Below are 25,805 nucleotides of genomic sequence, written 5' to 3'. Positions count from 1 at the left end.
CTCACCGCGAACGTCGTCGAGGTCGTCGAACCCACCCAAGCGCTACCCAAACTCCCCGTCGGCCGCGCCGTCTGGAAGCCCGCACCCGACTTCGCCACCTCCGCCGCCGCCTGGCTCACCGCCGGCGCCGCCCACCACACCGTCATGTCGACAGCCGTCGGCATCGAGGTGTTCCAAGACTTCGCCGAGATCGCTCAAACCGAGCTCCTTGTGATCGATGAAACCACCACCCTGCGGGACTTCTCCCGCGAGGTCCGATGGAACCAGGCGTACTACCGCCTGGCGCAAGGCCTGTAAATCACACACGCACCACTCTGTTTCACCCATTTGACATCAAAGTCGATTGAAAATACGAAAGGAACCACAGTGAAGAAGAAAGCTTTCCTCGCGACACTGGCAGCCGGAGCCATGGTTATGTCCCTGGCAGCCTGCTCCAGCGGCGGAGACTCTGGCGGCGGCGACGGCGGCCTCGTCGGCGTCGCAATGCCCACCAAGTCCTCCGAGCGCTGGATCAACGACGGTAACGCCGTCAAGGAGCAGCTCGAAGCCGAGGGCTTCACCGTCGACCTGCAGTACGCAGAAGACGACATCCCCATGCAGGTCTCGCAGATCGAGAACATGATCACCAAGGGCGCCAAGGCCCTGATCGTCGCCTCGATCGACGGCACCACCCTCACCAGCGTGCTCCAGGACGCCGCAGACGCCGACATCCCCGTCATCGCCTACGACCGCCTGATCCGCGACACCGAGAACGTCAACTACTACGCCTCGTTCGACAACTTCAAGGTTGGCCAGCAGCAGGCCTGGTCGTTGCTGAACGGCCTCGGCCTGGTCGAGCTGGACGGAACGCCCATCGAGGGTGCACCGGCCGGCCCGTTCAACGTCGAGTTGTTTGCCGGTTCGCTGGACGACAACAACGCGTTCTTCTTCTACGACGGCGCGATGGATGTCCTCCAGCCGCTGATCGACGCCAAGACCATCGTGGTCAAGAGCGGCCAGACCGACATCGAGCAGGTTGCAACCCTGCGTTGGGACGGTGAAGAAGCACAGAGCCGCATGGAGAACATCCTGACGTCGACGTACTCCGACGGCAGCGTCGTCAACGGCGTGCTCTCCCCGTACGACGGCATCTCCCGAGGCATCATTTCTGCCCTCGAGGGCTCCGGCTACACAGTGGGCCCGGAATGGCCCGCGATCTCCGGTCAGGACGCTGAGCTCGACTCGGTCAAGGCCATCGTCGCCGGTGAGCAGTACGGCACGATCTTCAAGGACACCCGCAAGCTGGCCGAGGTCGCCGTTTCGATGACCCTCGCCCTGCTCAACGGTGACGAGCCGGAGATCAACAACACCGAAGATTACGACAACGGTGTCAAGGTTGTGGATTCCTACCTCCTCGACTCTTCGATCGTGATCAAGGACAACATCACCGAAGAGCTGGTTGACACCGGCTACTGGACCCAGGCCGAGATCGACGGCTAAGAGTCACGTGTTAGTGACCGGCCGGCGGGGCCTCACAGCCCCGCCGGCCGGTCAGCACAAGGTATCGACCTAAGAAAGGAACGCACGTGACCACCAACATCCTCGAGATGCGCGGTATTACCAAGACCTTCCCCGGCGTCAAGGCGCTGCAGGACGTGACGCTCAACGTCGCTCGCGGCGAAGTTCACGCCATCTGCGGTGAGAACGGCGCGGGCAAGTCCACGCTGATGAAGGTGCTCAGCGGCGTTTACCCGCACGGCACCTACACCGGCGACATCGTCTTCGAAGACGAAGTCGTTGAATTCAAGGACATCAGGGACAGCGAAGCCAAGGGCATCGTCATCATCCACCAGGAACTCGCACTGAGTCCCTACCTCTCCATCGCGGAGAACATCTTCCTCAACAACGAACAACGCGGCGCCTTGGGCCTGATCGACTGGAACAAGACCAACACCGAGGCCGTGAAGCTCCTCGCCCGCGTGGGCCTGCGGGAGAACCCCACCACCAAGATCATGGACATCGGAGTCGGCAAGCAGCAGCTCGTGGAGATCGCCAAGGCGCTCTCCAAGCGGGTGAAGCTGCTCATCTTGGACGAGCCGACGGCCGCCCTCAACGACGAGGACTCCGACCACCTGCTCAACCTGATGCTGCACCTGAAGGGTCAGGGCATCACGTCGATCATCATCAGTCACAAGCTCAACGAGATCAAAAAGGTCTCCGACGCCGTCACGGTCATCCGCGATGGCAAGGCCATCGAGACGATCGACAAGGTCGACGTGACCGAAGACCGCATCATCAAGGACATGGTCGGCCGCGATCTCGAGCACCGTTACCCGGACCACACGCCGAACATCGGCGAGGAAATCCTGCGGGTCGAGGACTGGACCGCGCACCACCCCCAGGACCCGACCAGGGTCATGGTCGACAACGTCAACCTGAACGTGCGGCGTGGCGAGATCGTGGGTATCGCCGGGCTCATGGGAGCCGGGCGCACCGAGTTCGCGATGAGCCTGTTCGGCCGCACCTACGGCAGCCGCATCACCGGCAAGGTGTTCAAGGCCGGCAAGGAGATCAAGACTCGCACGGTCACCGAGGCGATCGACAACGGCATCGCCTACGCCACCGAGGACCGCAAGACTTACGGCCTCAACCTCATCGAAGACATCAAGCGCAACATCTCGATGGCCTCGCTGGGCAAGCTCGTCAAGGGCGGACTGGTCGATGACAACGAAGAATTCAAGGTTGCCAACGAGTACCGCACGAGCATGAACATCAAGGCACCGACGGTGCTGGCCAAAACCGGGAAACTCTCCGGCGGCAACCAGCAGAAGGTCGTGCTGTCGAAGTGGATCTACTCGAATCCCGACGTGCTGATCCTGGATGAGCCCACCCGCGGCATCGATGTTGGCGCCAAGTACGAGATCTACGCGATCATCAACGCCCTCGCTGCACAGGGCAAGGGCGTCATCGTGATCTCGTCGGAGCTGCCAGAACTGATCGGCATCTGCGACCGCATCTACACCCTCTCCGAGGGGCGCATCACGGGAGAATTCCCGATCGATGCGGCCACCCCGGAGACCCTCATCAAGCACATGACCATGGAAAAGGCCCGTTAGCGTCGGCGCTATCGGAATAGGAGAAACGTCAAAATGAGTGATCTCGAAACCAAGCCGGCGAGCAACACGCCCGAAGGTGCACAAGTCAATCCCAGCAACTCCAAAGCGGCGGCCTGGTTCAGCCATGTCATCGCCGACCTCGGCAAGAACGGCATCTTCGTCGCACTGATCGTGGTGGTTGTGCTGTTCAGCTTCCTGACCGACGGCATCCTGCTGCGGCCGCAGAACATCTCGAACCTGATCGTGCAGAACGGGTACATCCTCGTTCTCGCGGTCGGCATGGTGATGGTCATCATCGCCGGCCACATCGACCTGTCGGTCGGTTCGGTCGCCGCCTTCGTCGGTGCCGTGTCCGGCGTGTTCGCCGTGACCTGGGGACTGCCCTGGTGGCTGTCGATCATCCTTTCGCTCCTGGTCGGTGCCCTGGTGGGAGTCTGGCAGGGCTTCTGGATCGCGTTCGTGGGCATCCCCGCCTTCATCGTGACCTTGGCCGGCATGCTCATCTTCCGTGGCCTCGCCCTCGTGGTGCTCGGCAACGCGAACATCGGTTCGTTCCCGGCCGAATACCGCGCACTCGGTAACGGCTTCCTCACGGATCTCTTCGGCGAGTTCGAGCTGGACCCGCTCACCCTGGGTGTCGCCGCACTGGCGATCATCGCCCTGATCGTGCAGCAGGTGCGCACCCGCAAGGGCCGCGCGGCCTACGGCCAGGAGGTCGAGCCGCTGGTTTGGTTCGTCGTCAAGCTCGTGCTCATCACCGCCGCCATCGCCATGTTCGCCTACGCCCTCGCCTCCTACAAGGGCATCCCGGTCACCCTGATCGTGCTGGCCGTGCTGATCCTGGTCTACGGCATCATCATGAACCGCAGCGTGTTCGGCCGTCACATCTACGCGATCGGTGGCAACCTGCACGCCGCTGAGCTGTCGGGTGTCAAGACCCGCAACGTGACGTTCTGGCTGTTCGTGAACATGGGCGTGCTCGCTGCCCTCGCCGGCCTGATCTTCACCGCTCGCCTCAACCTGGCCGGCCCGAAGGCAGGTGACGGCTTCGAGCTCGAAGCCATCTCCGCCGCCTTCATCGGTGGCGCGGCAGTGCAGGGTGGTGTCGGCACCATCGGTGGCGCCATCATCGGTGGTCTGATCATCGGTGTGCTGAACAACGGCATGTCGATCATGGGCATCGGCATCGAGTGGCAGCAGGCCGTGAAGGGCCTCGTGCTCCTCCTCGCCGTCGCCTTCGACGTCTACAACAAGCGTCGCTCCGGCGGCCGCTAGGCACCACGCTCCATCCGGCCGCCGGCCCCGCCTCCACCACGGATGCGGGGCCGGCGGTCTTTGTGTGCCCGCTCGTGCCTCGCGTTATGCCCCGCGGCCCACGTCGCGGCCCACGTCGCGGTCCACGTCGCGGCCCACGTCGCGGTCCGACGTGTGCCCCGCGGCACACGTTGTGCGCTGCGGCACGCTTTATGCCCCGCGGCCCACGTTGTGCGCGGCGGCACGCTTCATGCGCGGCGGCAGGCGCTAGAACCAATGCCGCCGGGGCTAACACGTGCCGCGGGGGCCAAGGCGTGCCGCCGGGAGCCTCTCGGCCTGGCACAGATGCGCGGCCGGCGGCCTTTGTTGCCCGCCGCCCGCGCATGTCTCCAAGACGCGGCTCGCTTCATGCGCCGCGGCCCGCCTTGTGCGCGGCGGCACGCTTTTTGCCCGGCGGCACGCCTCTTGCGCGGCGGCACGCGCTAGAACCAGTGCCGCCGGAGCTAAGGCGTGCCGCGGGAGCTAAGGCGTGCCGCCGGAGCTAAGGCGTGCCGCCGGGAGCCTTCCGTCCGGTACTGACACGTGGGTGCGCTGCTCCTCCACAGGGTACGGCTCGGGCGATTGCTCAACCGGGCCGGGTCAGTATCGTGCGCCAGCGGGTCGAAGAGGGACGCTGCCGTATGGCCAATCTCCAGTCCCCGTTATCCAACCCTTCGTCCGCCGAACGCACAGCCGACGCCGCGCGCCACCGCCAAACCCTCCGCCTCGCCGAAGTCGTGAGCACTCGGTACGGCGGGCTGCTCCCGTCTGGTGCCCTGCGAGAGGTCGGAGTGTCAACGCGCGCACTCCAGACGCTGTGCGTGAGGGGTGCGCTCCAGAGTGTCCGTCGCGGTGTGTACGTGACGGGCGAGCGCTGGCGCGCCGCTGATGTCGATGAGCGGTACCGCCTGATGGTGCGGGCGACCGTTCTGGCATCGGGGCGCCGGCTCGTTTTGTCGCATCAATCTGCGGGCATCCTGCACGGCTTTCCCACCATCGGGAGCTGGCCCGCGACGGTGCACATCAGCACCCCTGACGCTGTCGGAGGCAGCAGCACCCGGTTCATAACCAGTCACCGTGGGCCGGCTCCGGACTCAGTGCAGGAGATCGACGGATGCCAGGTCACTTCTGTTGCGCGCACCCTGGTGGATGTGGCCGCCTCGTCACCCTTTCTGGTGGGTGTCACGATGGTGGACCACGCGCTGCGGGTTGAGCAGGAACGCGCCGAACGGGAGCGGCGCGGAGAGGTGCCGATCCGACCGGCGCTGACGAGGGATGACCTCTACAGCGAGCTCGCGATGGTGAAACCGCGAACCGGTCGGCGCCGCGCCGAGCGGGTGATCGCTTTCGCGAACCCGCTGGCGGCAAACCCGGGGGAGACCCTGAGCAGGGTGCGGATCTTTCAGCTCGGCTTTGAGGCACCGGAGCTGCAGGTCTGCTTTCCCGACATCCTCGGCGGCAACGCTTGGGTGGACTTCTTCTGGCGCCGGGTGCGCAAGATCGGCGAATTCGACGGGTTCCTCAAGTACGGCACCGGGCTCGTGCTCGGCAATCGCGACCCGAGTTCGGTGGTGTGGCAGGAGAAACAGCGCGAGGATGCGTTGCGCGCCCGGGTGAACAGTTTCGACCGGTGGGGCTGGGATCTTGCTCTCTCACCCACCCGGTTCCACGCCTTCCTCACCGAGCGGGGAGTGCCCCGCGCCTGAGCGATTGTGGCGCCGAACGGGGCGCATCCGGCTCGCGGCACGGGCTAGGCGCGGTGGCACGCGGTGTATCCCGGGCCGGCGGGGCGGAAGCGGGCCGGCGGGGCGGAAGCGGGCCGGCGGGGCGGAGACGGGCCGCCGGGGCGAAGACGGGCCGCCGGGGCGATGTCGCGCCGCCCGGGGGAAGGGCGGGCCGCCGGGGAGGCTCAGCCCTCGGCGTCGAGCCGGCGCGTGGAGGCGCGTTCGATGAGGGCGGGAACGGACGCCGGAAGCGGGGAACCGTCACCGTTGATGCGGCTGAGCAACACGCTGAGCATGTCCCGTCCGATGTGCTCGAAATCCTGGCGCACGGTGGTGAGCGGGGGCGACAGGTGCTCCGCCTCGGGCACATCGTCGAACCCGACGATGCTGACGTCGCGGGGAACCGACCGTCCCCGATCGGACAGGGCGTGCATCAGCCCCACCGCCATCTGGTCGTTCGACGCGAAGATCGCCGTGAGCCCCTCGAGGTCGCAGGCCATGCCGAAGGTGTAGCCCGCGGACGGCGACCAGTCGCCGATGCCGATGCGGCGCGCCTGCAGGCCACGGGAGGCCAGCTCGTCACGCCACCCGCGCTCCCGCTCCTTGGCGTCGATCGAGTCGCTCGGCCCGGCCAGGTGGGCGATGTTGCGGTGGCCGAGCCCGGCCAGATAGGCCACCGCGGTGCGGGCGCCGCTGTACTGGTTGGCCCCGACCGTGGTGATACCGGTGCGGGCCGTTGCCTCAAGCGCCACCACGGGGATGGCCAGCTCCATGCCGGCGACGACGTCGACGACGCCCTGGCGGCTCGTGATCACGGCGATACCTTCGACGTTCTGCCGGAGGAACGCTTCGACGACGGCCCGGATCGCCGACGGCTCGGTGTCGATCAGGCTGGCCGTGAAGACCGACCAGGATGCCTTCCGCGCGGCAGCGTTGAAGTAGAGCTGGGTGGACGCCGGTCCGAACTCGGGTGTGCCCGTGGCGATCAGCCCGATGGTGCGCGACCGCCGGGTCACGAGCGCCCGCGCGGCGGGGGAGGGCACGTAGCGCAGCTTCTTGATGGCCTCCTCGACCCGAACCCGGGTGGACGGCCGCACATTGGGCAGGTCGTTGAGCACCCGGGAGACCGTCTGGTGCGATACCCCGGCGAGACGCGCGACGTCGAAGATCGTCGCCTGGCGGGGAGTTTCCTCTCTCACGGCGATACCTTTCCCTGCGGGTGACGGGGCCCCAACTCTCCGCGGTCGATCGTCACACGGAGCATCCGGCCAGCCCACATAGTGCAGGGTTGTGTCACCGATTCTAGACGAGTGCCCTGACCGGCCAGTGCCAGGAGCCCGAGGGTCCCGGTCACCGCTCGGCCCCCCGACGCTGGTCGTCGTCATCGTCGGCGCCGTCGGCGATGACGGTGAGCAGCCGCTCGACGGTCAGGTCGTGGTTGCGGATGTCGGCAACCTTCTTCCGATCGCGCAGGATCGCCACCCGGTTGCTGATGCGCAGCACCTCTTCGAGTTCGGCCGAAATGAAAACCACGGCGAGACCGTTCTCGGCCAGATCGGTGACCAGATTCTGGATCTCGGCCTTCGCACCGATGTCGATGCCCCTGGTGGGCTCGTCCAGAATCAGCAGGCGGGGCGCTATGGCCAGCCAGCGGGCGAGAAGCAGCTTCTGCTGGTTGCCCCCGGAGAGGTGCCGCACGAGCGCATCCGGGTTCGGCGGGCGAATGTTCAGAGCCTGGATGTAGCTGGCGGCGAGCTCGTCCTGTCGTTTTCGGGAGATTCGACGGAACCAGCCCAGGTCGGCCTGCAGGGCCAGTGCGATGTTGTCGCGAACGGTCAGGTCCCCGATGATGCCCTCGGCGCGGCGGTCCTCCGAGGCGTAGGCGATACGCTGTTTCAGCGCATCGCGGGGGCCCCGGAACTTGTGCACGACACCGTCGACCGACACGCCGCCGCTGTCCGGCCGGTCGATGCCCGCCAGCAGTCGTGCCAGCTCGGTGCGGCCGGAGCCGAGCAGACCGGCCATGCCGACGATTTCGCCCTCGTAGACGGCCAGGTCGATAGGTGCCAGAGCGCCGTCCCGGCCGAGGCCGACGGCGCTCACCAGCGGCCGTTCACCGCCGAGGGCTTCCTCGACCTCCCGCTCACTCGTGCGATGCTGCATCTCGGAGAGAACCGACATCCCGGCGCCGACCATCTTCTGCACGAGATCGATCCGCAGCAGCTCATCCGTGAGGTACTCGCCGACGAGTTGGCCGTCGCGCAGCACGGTGAGTCGGTCGGAGATCTCGTAGACCTGCTCGAGGAAGTGCGAGATGAACAGGATGGCGACCCCGGACTCCTTGAGGTGGGCGATCACCCTGAACAGCTCCGTCACCTCGTCGGTATCCAGGCTCGAGGTGGGTTCGTCGAGAATCAACACCTTGGGTTGCACGGCGACGGCCCTGGTGATGGCGATGAGCTGGTGCACGGCGAGTGAGTGGTCCGCGAGGATGGACGCCGGGTCGATGTCGAGGTTCATTCCCCGGAGGAGCTCGCCGGCGTGCCGTCGTGTTGCCGGCCAGTCGATGCCGCCCCACGGACGGCGGGACTCGTGCCCGAGCAGGATGTTCTCGGCAACGCTGAGGTTGGGCAGGAGGTTGATCTCCTGGTACACGGTGCTCACGCCAGACCGTTGCGCGTCGGCCGGGCTGGCGAAGGCCACGCTGACCCCATCGACCTCGATCCGCCCGCCGTCGATGCGGTACACACCCGTCAGCGCCTTGATCAGGGTGCTCTTACCCGCGCCGTTCTCGCCCAGCAGCGAGTGAACCTCCCCGGGGAACAGCCTGAAGTCCACGGAATCCAACGCCGTGACGCCCGGGAACGTGACGGTGACGCCGGTCATCACCACGATCGGTTCGGCTTCGATTCTGTGCACCTCGCGAACCTCCTCGTCCCCCTGAATGTTAGGGTTCACAACTCGTTCGGCGCAACAGGAGCCCCGCAGGGCTGCATCCCAGTAAAAAGCCCTTGACAACACCGGCAAAACGCGGTTAGCCTCCGAAAAGAGCGATTGTGAAGGCTAACAATTGATCCCGACGACGAAGTCAGAAACTATCAAGCAGCTGGCTAGTAGCGAATTGTTAGCGATCACACATCGTCCAAGGCACCGCAGTCGTTCATTGAACACATTCATACTGCTGGCACGACGCTCGTGCCCGCAGATCTCAAGGAGGAGATCACATGGCACCCACATCACGGTTCCGAGCGTTCACGGGTTTGGCCCTGGCCGGAACACTAGCTCTCAGTCTGGTCGCCTGCTCATCGGGGTCGGACGAACCGGCCGCATCCGGTGACGACAGCGGCGAGCTCACCACCGTCGGATTTGTCGCCGTCGGACCTGAGGGAGGCTGGCGCACCGCGAACGAGCAGAACATTCAGGATGCGTTCTCCACCGAGAACGGGTTCGACCTGAAGTATGCCCCGTCCAGCAACGGCGACCAGAACTCCCAGATCACCGCGTTCACCTCGTTCATCGACGAGGGCGTAGACGCGATCCTGCTCTCCGCCACCGAGGCAACGGGCTGGGAAGACGTGCTCGAGCGGGCACAGGAGGCCGAGATTCCGGTGGTGCTGCTTGACCGCGGCATCGAGCCGAACGACGAAAGCCTCTACACGAGCCGGATCGCTCCGGACAACGTGGGCATCAGCGCCTCGGCCGCCGAATGGGCCAACGAGCAGTTCCCGGATGGCGCGAACTACGTCGTCCTCGAAGGCCCGCCCGGACTCTCGGTGGTGAACGACCGCAACAAGGGATGGGACGAGGCCGTCGCCGACAACCTGACCAAGCTGGAGAGCCAGTCGGCGAACTGGTCCACCGAAGAGGCCAAGAGCGTCTTCGAGACCATGCTCAAGGCCAATGGCAACGACATCCAGCTCGTCTTCGCCCAGAACGACGAAATGGGCCTGGGCGCCGCTCTCGCGGTGGAGGAGGCCGGACTCACCCCCGGCACCGACGTGAAGATCATCACCATCGACGGCACACAGGCCGCCCTCGAAGCCCTTGCGGCCGGCCGGCTCAGCTTCGTGGCCGAATACAACCCGCTCTTCGGAGAGGACGCCATCGAGGTCGTCAACGCGGCCCTGGCGGGCGAGGACGTCGAGTCCAGCATCGTCGTGCCGAGCACGACATTCGATTCGCCCGAGGCGGCCACCGCGGCCCTGCCCGACCGCCAGTACTGACCGGCAGCACGACCCGAACGTGTTCGTTCCTGCGGCCCATCCGGCCGCAGGAACGAACACCCCCTTCGTGGCAGGTTCGCCACGCCACTCAACTTTCGAGGCCGACACACCGGCAGGACCAGGCAGAGACATGGCAGCGACAGCGCCGGCAGTGACAGAGCCGATCGTCGAGATGGAGAACATCTCGATCGAGTTCCCGGGGGTCAAGGCTCTCCAGAACGTGAACTTCCGACTCTTCCCTGGCGAAGTGCACACCCTGATGGGCGAGAACGGGGCGGGCAAATCCACCCTCATCAAGGCGCTCACCGGTGTGTACAAGATCGACTCCGGCACAATCACCGTCGGCGGCGTTCCGAGGCGGTTCGCGGGCACCGCGGATGCGCAGAGCGCCGGCATCTCCACCGTCTACCAGGAGGTCAACCTCTGCGACAACCTCACGGTGGGGGAGAACGTGATGCTCGGCCACGAGGTACGCGGGCCGATCGGCATCAACTGGCGCAAGACCCACGAGGCGGCCCACGAGGCCCTCATCCGGTTGGGCCTGGGCGACCTCGACCCCAGACAACCGCTCTCCAGCATCTCGCTCGCCCTGCAGCAGCTGGTCGCGATCAGCCGCGCGATGGTCACCGACTCCACTGTCCTGATCCTCGACGAACCGACCTCCAGCCTGGACGCGAACGAGGTTGAAGGCCTGTTCACGGTCATCCGCCGCCTGCGCGACGAGGGTGTTGCCATCCTCTTCGTCTCGCACTTCCTCGACCAGGTGTACGCGATCAGCGACCGGCTCACCGTGCTGCGGAACGGCGTCGTGGTCGGCGAACACCAGACAGCTGCGCTGCCGCGCAACCAGCTCATCTCCGAGATGATCGGCAAGGACGTGGACACCCTCAACTCCCTGGGCTCCCAGCGATCCCGGGCCGTGCACTCGGGCGGCGCGCCCTACTACAGCGCGAAAGACCTGACCCGCAAGGGCTCCATCGAACCCGTGGACATCGAGGTGCACGCCGGCGAAGTGGTGGGCCTGGCCGGATTGCTCGGTTCCGGCCGCACCGAGCTCGGCCGGCTCATCTACGGTGCCGACAAACCCGATGCCGGCATCGTGACCATCGACGGGAAAACCACCGAGGTCACCAGCCCGGTCGGCGCCCTGGCGCGCAAGATCGCCTTCTCCACCGAGAACCGGCGCGACGAGGGAATCGTCGGCGACCTCACGGTGCGGGAGAACCTGGTCCTGGCCGTGCAGGCCCGCCGCGGCTGGGCCCGGCCGCTGTCCCGCCGGGAACAGGCCGCGATCTGCGACAAGTACCTGGTGGAGCTGAACGTGCGACCCGCCGACCCGGAGCGGGCCGTGCGGGATCTATCCGGCGGCAACCAGCAGAAAGTCCTGCTCGGCCGCTGGTTGGCCACCCAGCCGGAACTCCTGATCCTCGACGAACCGACCCGCGGAATCGATGTGGGGGCCAAGGCGGAGATTCAGGAGACAATTGTGGCGCTCGCCGATGACGGCATGTCGGTGATCTTCATTTCGTCTGAATTGGAGGAAGTCGTGCGCCTCAGTGAGCGCATCATCGTGCTGAAAGACCGGCGCAAGATCGGCGAGATCGTCAACGGACCCGACGTGACCGCCGAAGCCATCGTCGATCTCATCGCTTCAGAAGGGAGCGGCGCATGAGCACCCCCGTCGCACGTCCGTCCGCAGCCATCCGCGTCATCACCGGGCTGTTCCACCAACCGTACGTCTGGGCGATCGTGGCCCTGCTTCTGTTGCTCGTGGTCAATCTCACCAAGAACCCCGCCTACCTCGGGGTATCGGTCAACGCCGCCACCGGCAACCTCTCTGGCAACGTCATCGACATCCTGCGCGCGAGCGCGCCGATCATGATGATCGCGGTCGGCATGACCCTGGTCATCGCCACCCGCGGCATCGACCTGTCGGTCGGGTCGGTGATGGCTGTGGCCGGTGCCGTCTCAATGGAATTCATGCGCAACACCGGCACCGGATCGTTCGGCACCGCGGTGGTGGCCGTGCTCCTGGCGCTGGGAATCAGCGCGCTACTCGGCACCCTCAACGGCATCCTGGTCTCGATCGTGGGCCTGCAACCCTTCATCACGACCCTGGTGATGATGCTCGCCGGCCGCGGCCTGGCCAAGGTGATCACCTCGGGCCAGAACACCTCGGCGACGAACGAGACCTTCCGTTGGATCGCCAACGGCACCTTCCTCGGCTTTCCCGTTGTGTTCGTCATCGCGGTGCTGATCGTGGCGGTCCTGGCCGCCCTGGTGCGCCGCACCGCGCTCGGCCTGATGATCGAATCCATCGGCATCAACCCCAAGGCCGCCCGGATGGCCGGGATCCGCCCCGTCGGCATCCTCATCTCCGTCTACATAGTGAGCGCTGTGCTCGCCGGCGTGGCCGGGATCTTCAGCACCGCCAGCGTCATGACGGTCGAGGTGGCGAAAACGGGCATGACCGCCGAAATGGATGCGATCCTCGCCGTGGTCATCGGCGGGACCTCGCTGGCCGGAGGCAAATTCTCGCTCACCGGCAGCATCATCGGGGCCCTGCTGATCGCGACACTCGACAAGACCATCGTCTACATGTCCATCCCCTCGTCGGCGACGCCGGCCTTCAAGGCCGTCGTCATCGTGATCATCTGCCTCCTGCAGTCGCCCAGGGTGCGCTCGATGTTCAACCGGCGCAGAACCCGCGTCATCATCACGGATAAGGAAACGGTGCCGGTATGACCATTACCGAGCTCGATCGGCCGGCCGCGCCCTCGCTGCTGTCGCGAATGAAGCCGAACCTGGAAACCCTGCCGACCCTGGCCGCCGTGGCGATCTTCATCGCCATGCTGATCTACGGTGAGGTCGCCTACGGGCGGATTGTGCAGTTCAGCACGATCTCGAACCTGCTGATCAACAACGCGTATCTGATCATCCTGGCGGTGGGCCTGACCTTCGTCATCCTCACCGGCGGGATCGACCTGTCGGTCGGAGCGGTGATCGCCATCAGCAGCCTGGTCGGGGTGATGCTGGCCAACGCCGGCTGGAATCCGCTCATCGTGATCGTGGTGATGATCCTGATCGGCTCGGTCTTCGGCGTCGCCTCCGGGGTGCTGATCCAGTACTTCAACGTGCAACCCTTCATCGCGACCCTCGCGATGATGTTCCTCGCCCGCGGCCTCGCGTCCATCCTCAGCACCACCCCGCAGCGGCTCGACGACGACTCGGTGATCCGCAGCCTGTCCACGCAGTGGAAGGTCTACGACGGACCCAAGATCGACGACCTCGTGACAACCCCCAACGTGCTCATCGCCGCCCTCGTCGTCATCGTGGCGTTCTTCATGCTGCACCGCACCCGATTCGGTCGCACGGTCTACGCGATCGGCGGTTCGGAACAGTCGGCGTTGCTGATGGGACTGCCGGTGGTGCGCACGAAACTGTTGATCTACGTGATCAGCGGCACCCTCGCGGGACTGGCCGCCGTCGTGTACACCTCGAAGCTCGGCATCGCGCAGAACATCACCGGGGTGGGCTGGGAGCTGGACGCCATCGCCGCCGTCATCATCGGTGGGACGCTGCTCACCGGCGGAGCCGGCTTTGTGCTCGGTTCCGTGATCGGCGCGCTGGTTCTCGGACTGATGAACGTGCTCATCACCCGCGACGGCGGCATCCCGCCTGAAGCCACCACGATCATCACCGGCGGCATTCTCCTCGCCTTCGTGCTGCTGCAGCGATTCGTCGTCTCGCGCAAGCGCAAATCCTGAGCCCCAGAAGGGGGACGGATTCGCCGACCGGGTGATCGACGCGCCCGGCGGCGGATTCCACAGGGCAAAATCATGTCCCCGCTCGACCTGTGGATAACTTCGGGTCCGACCGCGTATTCCTGCGGTCTTCGGTAGTGCCGCCCTGTTGACAACCGGTGGAATGTCGGTGGATAAGTACATAATTGTAATTCCCGCATGTAGTGGCTGTTCCCATTGGCAATCACTAGATGTAGTATTGAAGTCCAAGCAATCGCACAACGCTTGAAAAAGAACTTCGCACTTTACGGGTGCATTTCCACCACATTTCCACTACGTCTTCACCACGGATTTCGCACAGCTTTGCCTATGGTCCGAAACGACGAGAACGATACGAGAGGCCTCTTCGATGGCAATCACCGTCTACACCAAGCCGTCCTGCGTGCAGTGCACCGCGACCTACCGTGCCCTGGACAACAAGGGCATCGAGTACAACATCCTCGACCTGTCAGCCGACGAGAACGCACTCGAGGCCGTCAAGGCGCTCGGCTACCTGCAGGCGCCCGTCGTCATCACCGATGAGGACCACTGGTCGGGCTTCCGCCCCGACAAGATCAACGAGCTCGCCGCGCGCCTGGCGTAACCAGCGTTGCGCCTGGGGGGCGCCGACCGTTCAACTCGCACGAAAAGGGGAACCCATGCTGCTTCAGGCTGATTCCACTCGCGAGTCCACCGCCGGCGCGGCAGGACAGGGTGCCGGCGCGGAAGTCGATGCCGGAGACGTGGACATCGTCTACTTCTCGAGCGTCTCCGGAAACACTCAGAGGTTCGTCGAGAAGCTCGGCCGGCCCGCCGCCCGCATCCCGCTGTACGCCAAGGATGCGCCCCTTGTCGCCCGGCATCCGTTTGTGCTCGTTGTACCCACCTACGGCGGCGGCGATCTGGGGCCGGCAGTGCCGCGCCAGGTCATCCGCTTTCTCAACGACACACGCAACCGCTCACTCATCCGCGGCGTCATCGGCGCCGGGAACACGAATTTCGGTGAGGCCTTCTGCCTCGCCGGGGACATCATCGCGCAGAAGTGCGGTGTGCCCCACCTGTATCGCTTTGAAGTATTCGGCACACCGGACGACGTAGCCGCCGTTCACGAAGGATTGGAAGAATTTTGGAAGCAACAGCCGTGAAGGTCACCCCGATCAGCCCGCCGTCGGGCCTGGACATGGATTATCACTCCCTGAACGCCATGCTCAACCTGTACGGACCGAACGGGGAGATCCAGTTCGACAAGGACCGCGAAGCTGCCCGGGAGTTCTTCCTGCAGCACGTGAACCAGAACACGGTGTTCTTCCACTCGTTGCGTGAACGTCTCGACTACCTGGTCGAGAAGGAGTACTACGAGCAGGCCGTGCTCGACATGTACAGCTTCGAGTTCATCACCAGCCTCAACAACCTGGCGTACTCGAAGAAGTTCCGCTTCCAGACCTTCCTCGGCGCGTTCAAGTACTACACGTCGTACACGCTGAAGACCTTCGACGGCAAGCGCTACCTCGAGCGCTTCGAGGACCGCGTCGTGATGACCGCCCTCGGCCTGGCCCAGGGCGACGAAAAGCTCGCGGTCGCCCTCGTCGAGGAGATCATCGCCGGTCGTTTCCAGCCCGCGACGCCCACCTTCCTGAACTCCGGCAAGGCCCAGCGCGGCGAGCTCGTCTCCTGCTTCCTGCTGCGTATCGAAGACAACATGGAGTCCATCTCCCGCGGTATCAACTCCTCGCTGCAGCTGTCCAAGCGCGGCGGCGGCGTGGCCCTGCTGCTCTCCAACATTCGTGAGTCCGGCGCGCCGATCAAGCAGATCGAGAACCAGTCCAGCGGCATCATCCCCGTGATGAAGCTGCTCGAAGACTCCTTCAGCTACGCCAACCAGCTCGGTGCCCGCCAGGGTGCCGGAGCGGTGTACCTGCACGCGCACCACCCCGACATCATGCGCTTCCTCGACACCAAGCGCGAGAACGCCGACGAGAAGATCCGCATCAAGACCCTCTCCCTCGGTGTGGTCATCCCCGACATCACCTTCGAGCTGGCCAAGAACAACGAGGACATGTACCTGTTCTCCCCGTACGACGTCGAGCGCGTCTACGGCGTGCCGTTCGCCGACATCTCGGTGTCCGAGAAGTACCACGAGATGGTCGACGACTCGCGCATCAAGAAGTCCAAGATGAAGGCCCGCGACTTCTTCCAGACCCTCGCCGAGATCCAGTTCGAGTCCGGCTACCCGTACATCATGTTCGAAGACACCGTGAACGAGGCGAACCCCATCAAGGGCCGCATCAACATGTCGAACCTGTGCTCGGAGATCCTCCAGGTCAACACCCCGACCACGTACAACGAGGACCTCTCCTACGACACCATCGGCAAGGACATCTCCTGCAACCTCGGCTCGATGAACATCGCGCTGGCCATGGATGCGCCCGACTTCGGCCGGGTCGTCGACACCGCGATCCGCGGACTCAGTGCGGTCTCCGATCAGAGCCACATCGCGTCGGTGCGTTCGATCGAGAGCGGCAACGACAAGTCCCACGCCATCGGCCTGGGCCAGATGAACCTGCACGGCTACCTCGCCCGTGAGCGGGTGTACTACGGCAGCGAAGAGGGCATCGACTTCACCAACATCTACTTCTACACGGTGCTGTTCCACGCCCTGCGCGCCTCGAACAAGATCGCCATCGAACGCGGCACCACCTTCGAGGGCTTCGCGGACTCCACCTACGCCTCCGGCGCCTTCTTCGACAAGTACACCGACCAGGTCTGGGAGCCGACCACCGCCCGCGGCGCCGAGCTGTTCGCCAACTCGGCCGTTGAGATCCCGACGCAGGCCGACTGGGCCGAGCTCAAGGCATCCGTCATGGAGCACGGCATCTACAACCAGAACCTGCAGGCCGTGCCGCCGACCGGGTCGATCTCGTACATCAACAACTCGACCGCGTCGATCCACCCGATCGCCTCGAAGATCGAGATCCGCAAGGAAGGCAAGCTCGGCCGCGTGTACTACCCGGCACCGTTCATGACGAACGACAACACCGAGTTCTACCAGGATGCCTACGAAATCGGCTACGAGAAGGTCATCGACACCTACGCCGCTGCCACCCAGCACGTGGACCAGGGCCTGTCGCTGACGCTGTTCTTCAAGGACACCGCCACGACCCGCGACATCAACCGCGCCCAGATCTACGCGTGGAAAAAGGGCATCAAGACGATCTACTACATCCGTCTGCGCCAGATGGCCCTCGAGGGGACCGAGGTTGAGGGCTGTGTTTCCTGCGCCCTCTAAGTAAGTAGCGGCATAATCGGTGGTCGAGCTTGTCGAGACCACGCAAGCAGATCTCGAGATCTCGAGGTCTCGACAAGCTCGACCAACGGTGCATCACCACAAAGGATTAAGAAATGATTGACAAGCTCAAGCTCGTCTCCCACGTTGACGCGATCAACTGGAACAAGATCGAAGACGAGAAGGACGTCGAGGTCTGGAACCGCCTCACGAACAACTTCTGGCTGCCCGAGAAGATCCCGCTCTCCAACGACGTGCAGTCCTGGAACCAGCTCACCCCGGTGGAGCAGCAGCTCACCATGCGCGTGTTCACCGGGCTCACCCTGCTCGACACCATCCAGGGCACCGTCGGCGCCGTCTCGCTGATCCCCGATGCGATCACCCCGCACGAGGAAGCCGTCTACACGAACATCGCGTTCATGGAGTCGGTGCACGCCAAGAGTTACTCCTCGATCTTCTCGACGCTCGCGTCGACGAAGGAGATCGACGAGGCGTTCCGCTGGTCGACCGAGAACGTCAACCTGCAGAAGAAGGCGTCCATCGTGATGGACTACTACCAGGGCGACGACGCGCTCAAGCGCAAGGTCGCTTCGGTGCTGCTCGAGTCGTTCCTGTTCTACTCCGGCTTCTACCTGCCGATGTACTTCTCCAGCCGCGCCCGCCTCACCAACACGGCCGACCTCATCCGCCTGATCATCCGGGATGAAGCCGTGCATGGTTACTACATCGGCTACAAGTTCCAGAAGGGTCTCGAGGGCGCCACGCAGGAGCGCAAGGACGAGATCAAGGACTACACCTTCAACCTCATGTACGAGCTGTACGAGAACGAGGTGCAGTACACGCAGGACCTGTACGACGAGGTCGGCCTGACCGAAGACGTGAAGAAGTTCCTGCACTACAACGCCAACAAGGCGCTGATGAACCTCGGCTACGAGGCCATGTTCCCCAAGAGCGTCACCGACGTGAACCCGGCGATCCTGTCGGCCCTGTCGCCGAACGCCGACGAGAACCACGACTTCTTCTCCGGGTCGGGCTCCTCGTACGTCATCGGCAAGGCCGTCAACACCGAAGACGACGACTGGGACTTCTAGCCCCACACAAAAGCCCCGTTGGCCAACCGGTCAACGGACTCGGTCGGCAACCACGGGGCCAATGCAATTCCGGGCAGGAACGTATTGACTCTATTGCAGGAATGTCGTGAATGAAAACTCTCGAGCTTGATTTCATGCGTCCTGTTGTTGTGGCTGGCCACCACGAAAGAAAGGCATCGAAAGATGGCTAATCGCAGTACAAATTCCGGACGTTACGTCTCAAAAGCGACGGCCGCCAGGTGGCCTCAGTACACCGTTGCAGAACAGGGAGCGAACTCGAATTCGGCTGGCACGCGTTTCCGTGATGCGGGCTCTGGGCTCTATGTCACGCCCGCCTACGCAGCGAGCAACCCCCGTTCGACTCAGTCCGAAACTAACTAGGTACCGAGGCGTGGTGCATGTCGGTTTCCGTCATGCACCACCCGAGTGCCGTGAGGCCGCATTCGTCCGCCTCGGGCGCGACGGGACGCTGCTCGTCCACGCCACGTCGGACTCGGTCGGTGGGGGGATTTCGTCCAACTGACAATGGCGGGTGGCAAATTTACGGGATCTTCGGCAGCTTCACTTTGGGACAGACTATAGATTTGCCCGTCTTTCTAGTGCGCGTCCGGCAAGCCTCGTGATTGGGGCGAGTAGCGCATGGTGGTAGTCGGAGCCTGAACAATTGGCGGGACGATTGCGGGAACGCGGTACCGCCCGCAGCGAAGTGAAGGTCGACACGAGTAAATTGGTTGAAGGCACTCTTCACCTCACAGACTCATCTCCGACGACTTGATCACATCGGCACAGAGAGCGACGGCACCAACGCTGGCGACTTCGCAGCCCCTGGCCAGCCCAGGGCACCACCCGCCGCTACGTGCCAGTCATCGGCCTCAATAGGAGGCGAGCGACGGTGGAGCTCCGGACCAGTGGAGGACTTGTTTGGTCTCGCTCGTGTACGGACCGCGAAGGGTATGTAATATCGGTACGCTCTGAACATGAGTGGAGTAATTGGTCCGGCAGTTGTAGCCGGTGGTCGTATCGCTGCGGCAGTGTTGCGGCGCCCGAGTTTGAAGAGAAAAGCTTCTCTCAAGCTTTCAATTGAGGTTGTTGACCTCGGCGGTGACCCGGTTGTCTCTGTAATCTTGGCGAATCCGCGCAAGAACTTAGATCCCGTCGAGGTGACCGCAATGTCGCCGATGATCCGGATTCACGATCAGAGCTGCGGCGAACCAGAGTTTCTTCAAATCAGAAGAGGGCAGTACGGAGAATCACCGCCGTTTCCATTCTCAGTATTTCCTGGAGCGACGGTCAAATGGCAGACCCAGCTCAGGATGCGGGATGTCAAGGACCTGCACAAAAAATACACAAGCGACGCCATGCTGAAAACCTGGGGGGAGAATCGCTACAGTGAATTCCTCGAAGCGGAACTGCAAATGGCAGAGCTTTTGAAACAGGCGGGACGCAAAGGGCGCTTGGCGCGGGCCCTTCATGCGTTAGAAAACCCATCGTGTAATTTGCTCTATCGGGTGTCAACTAAGAGCGATGGCGAATTCACTTCGCCTTTGTTTCGCCCATTGCAGAGTGTCGTCTGGAACAGGCTGAAGGATGCTTGGGAGTTCTCGGAAAGCGTGTAGACGCATTCGACAATCGAACTCGATCTGATTGGGTTCCTCCAATCGCATTGCTTATTGAAAGGGCGGATGCTCGGGCGTCCGCCCTTTGCGTGATCGAACGCCTCGGGAATTCCATTTGGCACTTCAATCAGCGATTGTTTATAGACCACGGACCGGTTCGCGCGCGCGAATCTTCCAAACATGAAGCAGCTACTGCCAGCTCGCGAACAGATGCGGTCCTGCGAACAGGACAACAGGCACAATGTAAAACGCGCAAACAATCCACAACCTTGTGTTCATGGAGTCACGCGCAAGCCGGCGGAAGAGGGACAGACGTTTGGCCGATCGCGGAAAGAGCTTCCTGATCAGGTAGTCGATCGCGTTTCGCCGCCTTCGCTTTCCGATGCGCAACAGGTCCACTGAAAGCCACATCCAGAAAACTACGGCTGCAACGCCAACTGGCAACAGCAACAACTGAAACATCTGCTCATTTGCTTGGCCAAAACGTTCCATGTCGAACGATGATTCGTAGGTCATGTTCATCATCCAACCAACGAGGAGAGTTCCAAAAAGCGCGGCGGTGGCCAGCGCGAACTTTGCGAACTCGACCGCGCGTCGTCCGAGCACTGAGATCTCAGACACGGGGGCGAGGGGTGCAATCACGGTGGTGACGGCGACTCCAACAATCACAGTCCCGAGCGAGACAATCAGCATCGCTGCCCAGATAACGATTCCGATTGCCCCCCATGCTCCCTGCACGGCGACTGCAACGACAGCAACGAATGCCAAAGCACCAAGGAAAATGAGGACTCGTGGTACGACGCTAGGCGTGCGGGAGCCGGCATCCGCGGCGGCGAGTGCAGCCACTGAGACATCAGATGGGCTGGCGTTGTCCATTTCGTTTAGCTGAGGAGTAACCATGGCCAGAACCTAACGGGAGCCACCGACAAAAAACAGTCGCCACACACTACGTATCCTCAATGTTAGGTGTGCGCCGTCGGATGAACCCGCTCGAACAGGCTTTCCTGCCTATCGGCTGCGCTCAGCCGAGATGGGGAAATTCGTCTCCGTCGCTCCACCCCGGTGAACCGCCGAGCAGCCATCCACCGTGATTCCGCTTGCACACGCGAGCACCCGTAACGCGGGTGCATACATCTATCCCAGAGACGCACCAGTCACCCTCTTGAAAAGGAAGATGGTGTTCCGAGTCGCAACAGCTACGCACAAGAATCGTCATCGGGGGCAGCCACCCCGGCCGTTCGGGGACTGTCACAGAGCGGAGCGTTGCAATAGCTTGGAATTCGATTTTGGGGAGTCAAATGAGAATCAGCGCGGTCACAATCACGAACTACCGTAGCCATAGGTCCACCACGGTGGATTTGGACGACTACACAGCATTCATCGGCGCCAACGGAGCCGGAAAATCTTCGCTCTTTTACGCGCTCCGCTGGTTTTTCGACGGCACGAGTATCAGTGAACGTGACGTCTGCGACAGCCGAGAAGCGGAGAGCGCCGTCAGCGTCAGCGTCGCGTTCACCGAGCTCACTGGCGCCGACCGGGCCCGGCTTGGGGAGTATGCGCGCGGTGAAACTGCGAACTTCACGCGGTCGTGGAGCGGCAAGGAGGACGACAAGTCCAAGGTATTCGGCAACGCGATCGCTGGTCCAGGGTTCCCCGAAGTGCGTGCTGAGAGCAGAGTCACTTTCAAACGGCCTGCCTACGTGGGGTTGCGGTCTAACGTCGACGGACTTCCGGATTTTGGAAAGACACCCTCGGCGGCCGACATTGACCAGGCTTTGGCGGATTGGGAGAGCGACATAGCCAATCAGGCTTCGATGGTCGTTGTGAAGGACAGCGACGCGAATCACCTGTTTGGCATCAACGGAAAGAACGTAATCCGAGACTGCATTCGGATGATATTGGTACCAGCCGCAACAGATATCACCGCAGATGTGGGTGAATCCGGACGAGGGTCCACGCTCTCGGACCTAATCGGTGCGGTCGTCACAAGTGCCAGCGCGAAGGCCCGCGCGGAGTGGCAACTTCGATACGCGGACGAACTCGCTGAGCTCAACCTGTCCATAACCTCGGGAGTTAACACGGCCACTATCTCGCAGGCCAATCGTGTCAACGCCAGGTTGAAGAACCTCATACCCAATGCCTCAGTCGAGTTCACCGCAATTGTGCCTGAATGGACTCCAAAAGGCGACCCGTCAGTTTCCACGGTGGTGAGGCTGGGAGAAGCGGTCGGTGACCTTGCCAATCATGGTCATGGTACGCAACGCGCGGTGATGATTGCGATGTTCCAGTCGCTTGCGCCCGACCGGGACTCGACTCTCGCGCAGAACGCGCAAGGTGACGACGAATCCGAAGAAGACCACAGGGCACGCATCGACGCGGTCGTTGAGAACCTACCGGCACTCCTCATTTGTATCGAAGAACCGGAGATTTATCAGCACCCTGTGCGAGCGCGGGGGTTCGCCCGCGTGCTCGACGAGCTATCAGCCCAATCGAACGTCCAAGTTGCCGTAGCAACTCACAGCCCGTACTTCGTCCGCCCGACCCAGTTTCATCAGCTGCGGCGATTCAACCTGGCCGATGGCGTGACCGACATATCCTGGACCACGATAGACGCGGCCGCTACTCGAGCGGGTGTGAATTCGAAGAACTTCACGTTGACTATCGAGAGGCACCTTCCCACGGTCTTTTCCGAAGGTTTCTTCTCCGACGCTGTCGTACTTGTCGAGGGTGACACAGACAAAGTCTGCATCGAAGGAATTGCAGACGGGCGAGGGTTCTCTCTCGACCTTGCAGGCGTTTCGATTCTGCCCCTCACGGGCAAGAACGAACTCCGGATGGCTTACGCCATCCTTCGGTCATTGAAAGTTCCTGTCTACGTGGTCTTCGACGGCGACGCTGATAGCGCTGACAGGAAGTACCCCGGAGGCGGAAAGAGCCACGCAGACGCGGCGCAGTCCAACCAAGACCAGACTGCAGCGGCCCTCGAATGGCTAGAAGGCCCGTCAGAACCGACGGAAGGCGAGCCCAGATATGTTTTCGGTGGGCCAACACTCGTGGCCGAGCGATTCACGGTTTGGCGTGACGACCTTGAAACGGAGCTTGCAGCCTGGCCTTCGTTCTTGGTGGCGCTCAAAGACGCGGGAGGCACGCTGAGGCAGAAGAAAGCGCAACGGTATCGAGCCGCTACGCACGCCGCTTCCCACGACGACGTCCCGGACAATCTCCGCCTCCTTGTCGACGCAGTGCGGGCGTTCCAAGCTGCCTAGCCGCAGCGGACCCGAACGATACGGGATCTAATCCGGGCCTTCTCTCGTTGGATTGCTTTTCTTCCCCTGCGCTTCGGCCCGGGTGAAGTTTGAACCCTGGCGGACCAGAAGCCTACGTACACGAATGGGCGCATGCCGCTTTGCTTATGAAAGCGACCCACCGTCCTACCGCCGTCGCGGAACTCCACGCCGATACGGATGCCATCCTCGCGGAGACCAAGCCCGACGCCGTCAACACCGAAGACGACGACTGGGACTTCTAGCTCCCCCCGTTTGAATCACAATCGAAAGGGCGGATGCTTCGGCATCCGCCCCTTTTCGCCGTCACTCCGGCCGGTTGCCCGCCTCGCCGTTGATGGTGAATGGCGTCGTGACGCCGTCGTACATGACATGGGCGATCAGGCCGTCAACGGCGTGGAGGAGCGTGTGGCAGTGGTCGGCCCAGATGCCGGGGTTGTCGGCGACGAAGGCGATCTCGTACGACTCGTGGGGATGCACCTCGAGCGAGTCGACCCGCCAGGGGCTGCCAGAGGCGGCGACACCGTCACGAGAGAGCACGACGACGTGGTGGCCGTGCAGGTGCATGGGATGCACATCATTCGAATCGTTGACGATCTTCATGACGACGACGTCGCCCTCGCTCACGTGGAACATCGGCACGTCGGGGAACAGCCGGCCGTTGATCGTCCAGAAGTTGCCGGGGCGACCGTTGATGATGCCGAAGCGGCGGCTGATCACGTAGTCGTACACGCGCTCGGGTGACGACACATCGATCCCGAGCGGAGCCGGGTCGCCGTAGCTGAGCAGGTCGAGGGTCTCCGTCGGCTGCGCGGCCGGCGGTGCCGTTGCCGATGGGTCGCCGATGAGGACGCCGCGGGCGCCGCCGACCTGCAGCCTCACCGCGCCCTGCTGCGGGGCCTGCACCGCCACATCCGCCCGTCCGCCCGCCGGAACGAGGAGCTTCTGGCCGTCGACGTCGGTCGGCGAATTCAGCTCGTGCCCGTCGGTCGCGAGCACCCGGAAGGGCGCGGCGGACCACACGGCGGCCGTACCCTGATCGGAGTTGATGACCCGCACGCGCACCATCGAGCCGGGTTCGGCGGCCACCTGCTCGTCAGCAACGCGCCCGTTGAGCGTGTGCTGACCGCCGTAGACATGCAGGAGCGCGACGATGTCTGCGTCGACGTGGGTGGCAGCGGATGGCTCCGCGGGCTCGATCACGACCGCGCCGAGCAGCCCGCCTTCGACCTGCTCGTGCGACACCTGGTGTGAGTGGTACCAGTAGGTGCCGGCATCGGTCGCTTCGAACCGGTAAATGTGGCGGCCACCGACGGGCACGGCATCCTGGGTGATGCCCGCCACGCCATCGGCCGCGTTCGGCACGTCGATGCCGTGCCAGTGCAGGGTGGCGCCCGCCGCGACCGACTCGTTGACGAACACGACCTCAACGAGCTCGCCCTGCCGGGCGCGGACCACGGGGCCGGGGGACGTGCCGTTCACTGTGTAGCCCTCGATGGAACGCCCGCCGGGCACGTCGACGCTCTGCTGGCGGGCAACGAGTTCGGCGTGCACATCGGCAGGCCGGTCGGGGTCGGCGGTCAGCGTCGTCACCGAGACGGCGCCGGCTGGAGCGTCTGGGCCGACCGAATGCCCAGAGTGAGCCGAGTGCCCGGCGTGCTCAGACGGCGCGCCGCCGACGTCGACGGCAGCGCCGCCCATGTCCATGACCGAGTACTCGCCGAGGAGTGTCGAGCTCCACGCGAGGGCGCCGGCGCCGACGGCGGTCGCGACCGCGATGCCGACCATCACTCGCAGCACGAGGCTACGCCGCGACGGCATCGGTTTTCGCCTCCTCGCGGTTCGCCCGCGACGGCTGCCGCACCCGCACCGCGGTGAACACCGCGGCGGACAGCACGGCAAGCGCGTTCGCGCCATGGATGAGGCCCAGGTACGGGATGTCGCGGAGCGCAAACCCGAGCGTGACCTGCGCCACGATCAGGCCGAGCACGATCGCAGCCCACAGCCGAGCACGCGGGACTCTCACGAAGAACGCGACGATGAGAAGTGCCACGGCGGCGAGCGGAATCACCCCTGCGCCGACGATGGCATGAATCCAAAATCCGAGTTCACCGGTGTAGGCCAGCTGGCGACTTTCGAGCAGGGCTTTGTCGACGACGCCGCCCTCCTGCACGAAATGCACCATTCCGCCGACCCCGAAGGCGATTGCGGCAGCCTGCACTAGGACGCCTGCAGCGACGGTCCAAGCGATGGCCGAGTAGATCCTGCGCATGATGTCTCTCCTTGTTCGGTGCGGTCGCTCATGGAATTTGCTCATGGCATCCGCTTGACTCCACGCTCGTCTGCTCGGCGTGCGGTGGGATCGGGGTAGACCTCGCCGCGCGTGGAGGTGCTCCGCGCTTGTCACTGGCACG

The 25,805-nt window shown here is 63.6% G+C and carries 19 protein-coding genes and 1 pseudogene; 15 read left to right on the top strand and 5 right to left on the bottom strand.

Features of this window, described 5'->3' with window-relative positions:
• The 5 genes and pseudogenes from E3O60_RS04300 to E3O60_RS04280 all read left to right on the top strand — a co-directional run.
• A pseudogene (locus E3O60_RS04300) lies at nt 1-297 on the top strand (L-arabinose isomerase); the annotation flags it as partial.
• Between the two features lie 69 nt (nt 298-366).
• Entirely contained in the window at nt 367-1,479 is a 1,113-nt protein-coding gene (gene chvE, locus E3O60_RS04295; protein ID WP_304984977.1) for a multiple monosaccharide ABC transporter substrate-binding protein, read from the top strand.
• Nucleotides 1,480-1,565: 86 nt separating this feature from the next.
• Nucleotides 1,566-3,095: a multiple monosaccharide ABC transporter ATP-binding protein gene (mmsA, locus tag E3O60_RS04290; protein WP_088455059.1), complete on the top strand. Its 1,530-nt coding sequence runs from the start codon at nt 1,566-1,568 to the stop codon at nt 3,093-3,095.
• A 33-nt stretch (nt 3,096-3,128) separates the two neighbouring features.
• A complete protein-coding gene (gene mmsB, locus E3O60_RS04285; RefSeq protein WP_088455060.1) occupies nt 3,129-4,370 on the top strand; it encodes a multiple monosaccharide ABC transporter permease in 1,242 nt (413 codons plus the stop codon).
• 839 nt (nt 4,371-5,209) lie between these two features.
• A complete protein-coding gene (locus tag E3O60_RS04280; protein ID WP_134497234.1) occupies nt 5,210-6,094 on the top strand; it encodes a hypothetical protein in 885 nt (294 codons plus the stop codon).
• Nucleotides 6,095-6,297: 203 nt separating this feature from the next.
• Here E3O60_RS04280 and E3O60_RS04275 read toward each other — a convergent pair whose 3' ends face one another.
• On the bottom strand, nt 6,298-7,311 hold the full coding sequence (locus E3O60_RS04275; RefSeq protein WP_198414937.1) for a LacI family DNA-binding transcriptional regulator: 1,014 nt from the start codon (nt 7,309-7,311) through the stop codon (nt 6,298-6,300).
• Between the two features lie 151 nt (nt 7,312-7,462).
• Complete coding sequence (locus E3O60_RS04270) at nt 7,463-8,998, bottom strand: sugar ABC transporter ATP-binding protein (RefSeq protein ID WP_134497246.1); 1,536 nt, start codon at nt 8,996-8,998, stop codon at nt 7,463-7,465.
• Between the two features lie 338 nt (nt 8,999-9,336).
• Between E3O60_RS04270 and E3O60_RS04265 the strand changes: the two genes are divergently transcribed.
• The 9 genes from E3O60_RS04265 to E3O60_RS04220 all read left to right on the top strand — a co-directional run bounded on the left by E3O60_RS04265 (nt 9,337) and on the right by E3O60_RS04220 (nt 20,107).
• Entirely contained in the window at nt 9,337-10,335 is a 999-nt protein-coding gene (locus E3O60_RS04265; protein WP_088455063.1) for an ABC transporter substrate-binding protein, read from the top strand.
• Nucleotides 10,336-10,465: 130 nt separating this feature from the next.
• A complete protein-coding gene (locus E3O60_RS04260; protein ID WP_134497232.1) occupies nt 10,466-12,007 on the top strand; it encodes a sugar ABC transporter ATP-binding protein in 1,542 nt (513 codons plus the stop codon).
• The gene (locus E3O60_RS04255; RefSeq protein ID WP_088455065.1) at nt 12,004-13,080 is read left to right on the top strand and encodes an ABC transporter permease; all 1,077 of its coding nucleotides are present in this window, start codon (nt 12,004-12,006) and stop codon (nt 13,078-13,080) included. The genes E3O60_RS04260 and E3O60_RS04255 overlap by 4 nt, the downstream gene beginning before the upstream one ends.
• On the top strand, nt 13,077-14,102 hold the full coding sequence (locus tag E3O60_RS04250) for a sugar ABC transporter permease (protein ID WP_134497230.1): 1,026 nt from the start codon (nt 13,077-13,079) through the stop codon (nt 14,100-14,102). Before E3O60_RS04255 ends, E3O60_RS04250 begins: the two co-directional genes overlap by 4 nt.
• A gap of 385 nt (nt 14,103-14,487) precedes the next feature.
• Nucleotides 14,488-14,721 carry a glutaredoxin-like protein NrdH gene (gene nrdH / locus E3O60_RS04245; protein WP_066592430.1) on the top strand — a complete coding sequence of 78 codons (234 nt, stop codon included), beginning with the start codon at nt 14,488-14,490 and terminating at the stop codon, nt 14,719-14,721.
• 55 nt (nt 14,722-14,776) lie between these two features.
• The gene (nrdI, locus tag E3O60_RS04240) at nt 14,777-15,262 is read left to right on the top strand and encodes a class Ib ribonucleoside-diphosphate reductase assembly flavoprotein NrdI (RefSeq protein WP_088455067.1); all 486 of its coding nucleotides are present in this window, start codon (nt 14,777-14,779) and stop codon (nt 15,260-15,262) included.
• 35 nt (nt 15,263-15,297) lie between these two features.
• Nucleotides 15,298-17,403 (top strand): class 1b ribonucleoside-diphosphate reductase subunit alpha, encoded by a 2,106-nt coding sequence (nrdE, locus tag E3O60_RS04235; protein WP_088457826.1) that lies wholly within the window; start codon nt 15,298-15,300, stop codon nt 17,401-17,403.
• A gap of 113 nt (nt 17,404-17,516) precedes the next feature.
• Entirely contained in the window at nt 17,517-18,491 is a 975-nt protein-coding gene (gene nrdF, locus E3O60_RS04230; RefSeq protein ID WP_134497228.1) for a class 1b ribonucleoside-diphosphate reductase subunit beta, read from the top strand.
• Nucleotides 18,492-19,468: 977 nt separating this feature from the next.
• A complete protein-coding gene (locus E3O60_RS04220) occupies nt 19,469-20,107 on the top strand; it encodes a hypothetical protein (protein ID WP_134497224.1) in 639 nt (212 codons plus the stop codon).
• Nucleotides 20,108-20,296: 189 nt separating this feature from the next.
• Here E3O60_RS04220 and E3O60_RS04215 read toward each other — a convergent pair whose 3' ends face one another.
• Nucleotides 20,297-21,007, bottom strand: coding sequence for a hypothetical protein (locus E3O60_RS04215; RefSeq protein WP_134497222.1), 711 nt, complete (start codon nt 21,005-21,007; stop codon nt 20,297-20,299).
• 398 nt (nt 21,008-21,405) lie between these two features.
• Here E3O60_RS04215 and E3O60_RS04210 point away from each other — a divergent pair, with 398 nt between their 5' ends.
• Nucleotides 21,406-23,373, top strand: a complete 1,968-nt coding sequence (locus E3O60_RS04210; protein WP_134497220.1) for an ATP-dependent endonuclease — start codon at nt 21,406-21,408, stop codon at nt 23,371-23,373.
• Nucleotides 23,374-23,697: 324 nt separating this feature from the next.
• Here E3O60_RS04210 and E3O60_RS04205 read toward each other — a convergent pair whose 3' ends face one another.
• Together E3O60_RS04205 and E3O60_RS04200 are read right to left on the bottom strand one after the other, a co-directional pair.
• Nucleotides 23,698-25,212 (bottom strand): multicopper oxidase family protein, encoded by a 1,515-nt coding sequence (locus E3O60_RS04205; protein ID WP_134497218.1) that lies wholly within the window; start codon nt 25,210-25,212, stop codon nt 23,698-23,700.
• Complete coding sequence (locus E3O60_RS04200) at nt 25,196-25,663, bottom strand: hypothetical protein (RefSeq protein WP_134497216.1); 468 nt, start codon at nt 25,661-25,663, stop codon at nt 25,196-25,198. Before E3O60_RS04200 ends, E3O60_RS04205 begins: the two co-directional genes overlap by 17 nt.
• Nucleotides 25,664-25,805: the final 142 nt, after the last annotated feature.

This window comes from Cryobacterium sp. TMB1-7 (assembly GCF_004402435.1).
In the GTDB taxonomy this organism is placed as follows: Bacteria; Actinomycetota; Actinomycetes; order Actinomycetales; family Microbacteriaceae; genus Cryobacterium; species Cryobacterium zongtaii.
Note: the sequence above shows the minus strand (reverse complement) of the source record. Positions and strands in the feature narration are given on the sequence as shown.

What these genes read in the sequence shown, in the direction of transcription:
- mmsB (WP_088455060.1), top strand. Translation starts at nt 3,129, where the DNA reads ATGAGTGATCTCGAAACCAAGCCGGCGAGCAACACGCCCGAAGGTGCA.
- E3O60_RS04270 (WP_134497246.1), bottom strand. Translation starts at nt 8,998, where the DNA reads ATGACCGGCGTCACCGTCACGTTCCCGGGCGTCACGGCGTTGGATTCC.
- E3O60_RS04265 (WP_088455063.1), top strand. Translation starts at nt 9,337, where the DNA reads ATGGCACCCACATCACGGTTCCGAGCGTTCACGGGTTTGGCCCTGGCC.
- E3O60_RS04260 (WP_134497232.1), top strand. Translation starts at nt 10,466, where the DNA reads ATGGCAGCGACAGCGCCGGCAGTGACAGAGCCGATCGTCGAGATGGAG.
- E3O60_RS04255 (WP_088455065.1), top strand. Translation starts at nt 12,004, where the DNA reads ATGAGCACCCCCGTCGCACGTCCGTCCGCAGCCATCCGCGTCATCACC.
- E3O60_RS04250 (WP_134497230.1), top strand. Translation starts at nt 13,077, where the DNA reads ATGACCATTACCGAGCTCGATCGGCCGGCCGCGCCCTCGCTGCTGTCG.
- nrdH (WP_066592430.1), top strand. Translation starts at nt 14,488, where the DNA reads ATGGCAATCACCGTCTACACCAAGCCGTCCTGCGTGCAGTGCACCGCG.
- nrdI (WP_088455067.1), top strand. Translation starts at nt 14,777, where the DNA reads ATGCTGCTTCAGGCTGATTCCACTCGCGAGTCCACCGCCGGCGCGGCA.
- nrdE (WP_088457826.1), top strand. Translation starts at nt 15,298, where the DNA reads ATGGATTATCACTCCCTGAACGCCATGCTCAACCTGTACGGACCGAAC.
- nrdF (WP_134497228.1), top strand. Translation starts at nt 17,517, where the DNA reads ATGATTGACAAGCTCAAGCTCGTCTCCCACGTTGACGCGATCAACTGG.
- E3O60_RS04220 (WP_134497224.1), top strand. Translation starts at nt 19,469, where the DNA reads ATGAGTGGAGTAATTGGTCCGGCAGTTGTAGCCGGTGGTCGTATCGCT.
- E3O60_RS04215 (WP_134497222.1), bottom strand. Translation starts at nt 21,007, where the DNA reads ATGGTTACTCCTCAGCTAAACGAAATGGACAACGCCAGCCCATCTGAT.
- E3O60_RS04210 (WP_134497220.1), top strand. Translation starts at nt 21,406, where the DNA reads ATGAGAATCAGCGCGGTCACAATCACGAACTACCGTAGCCATAGGTCC.
- E3O60_RS04205 (WP_134497218.1), bottom strand. Translation starts at nt 25,212, where the DNA reads ATGCCGTCGCGGCGTAGCCTCGTGCTGCGAGTGATGGTCGGCATCGCG.
- E3O60_RS04200 (WP_134497216.1), bottom strand. Translation starts at nt 25,663, where the DNA reads ATGCGCAGGATCTACTCGGCCATCGCTTGGACCGTCGCTGCAGGCGTC.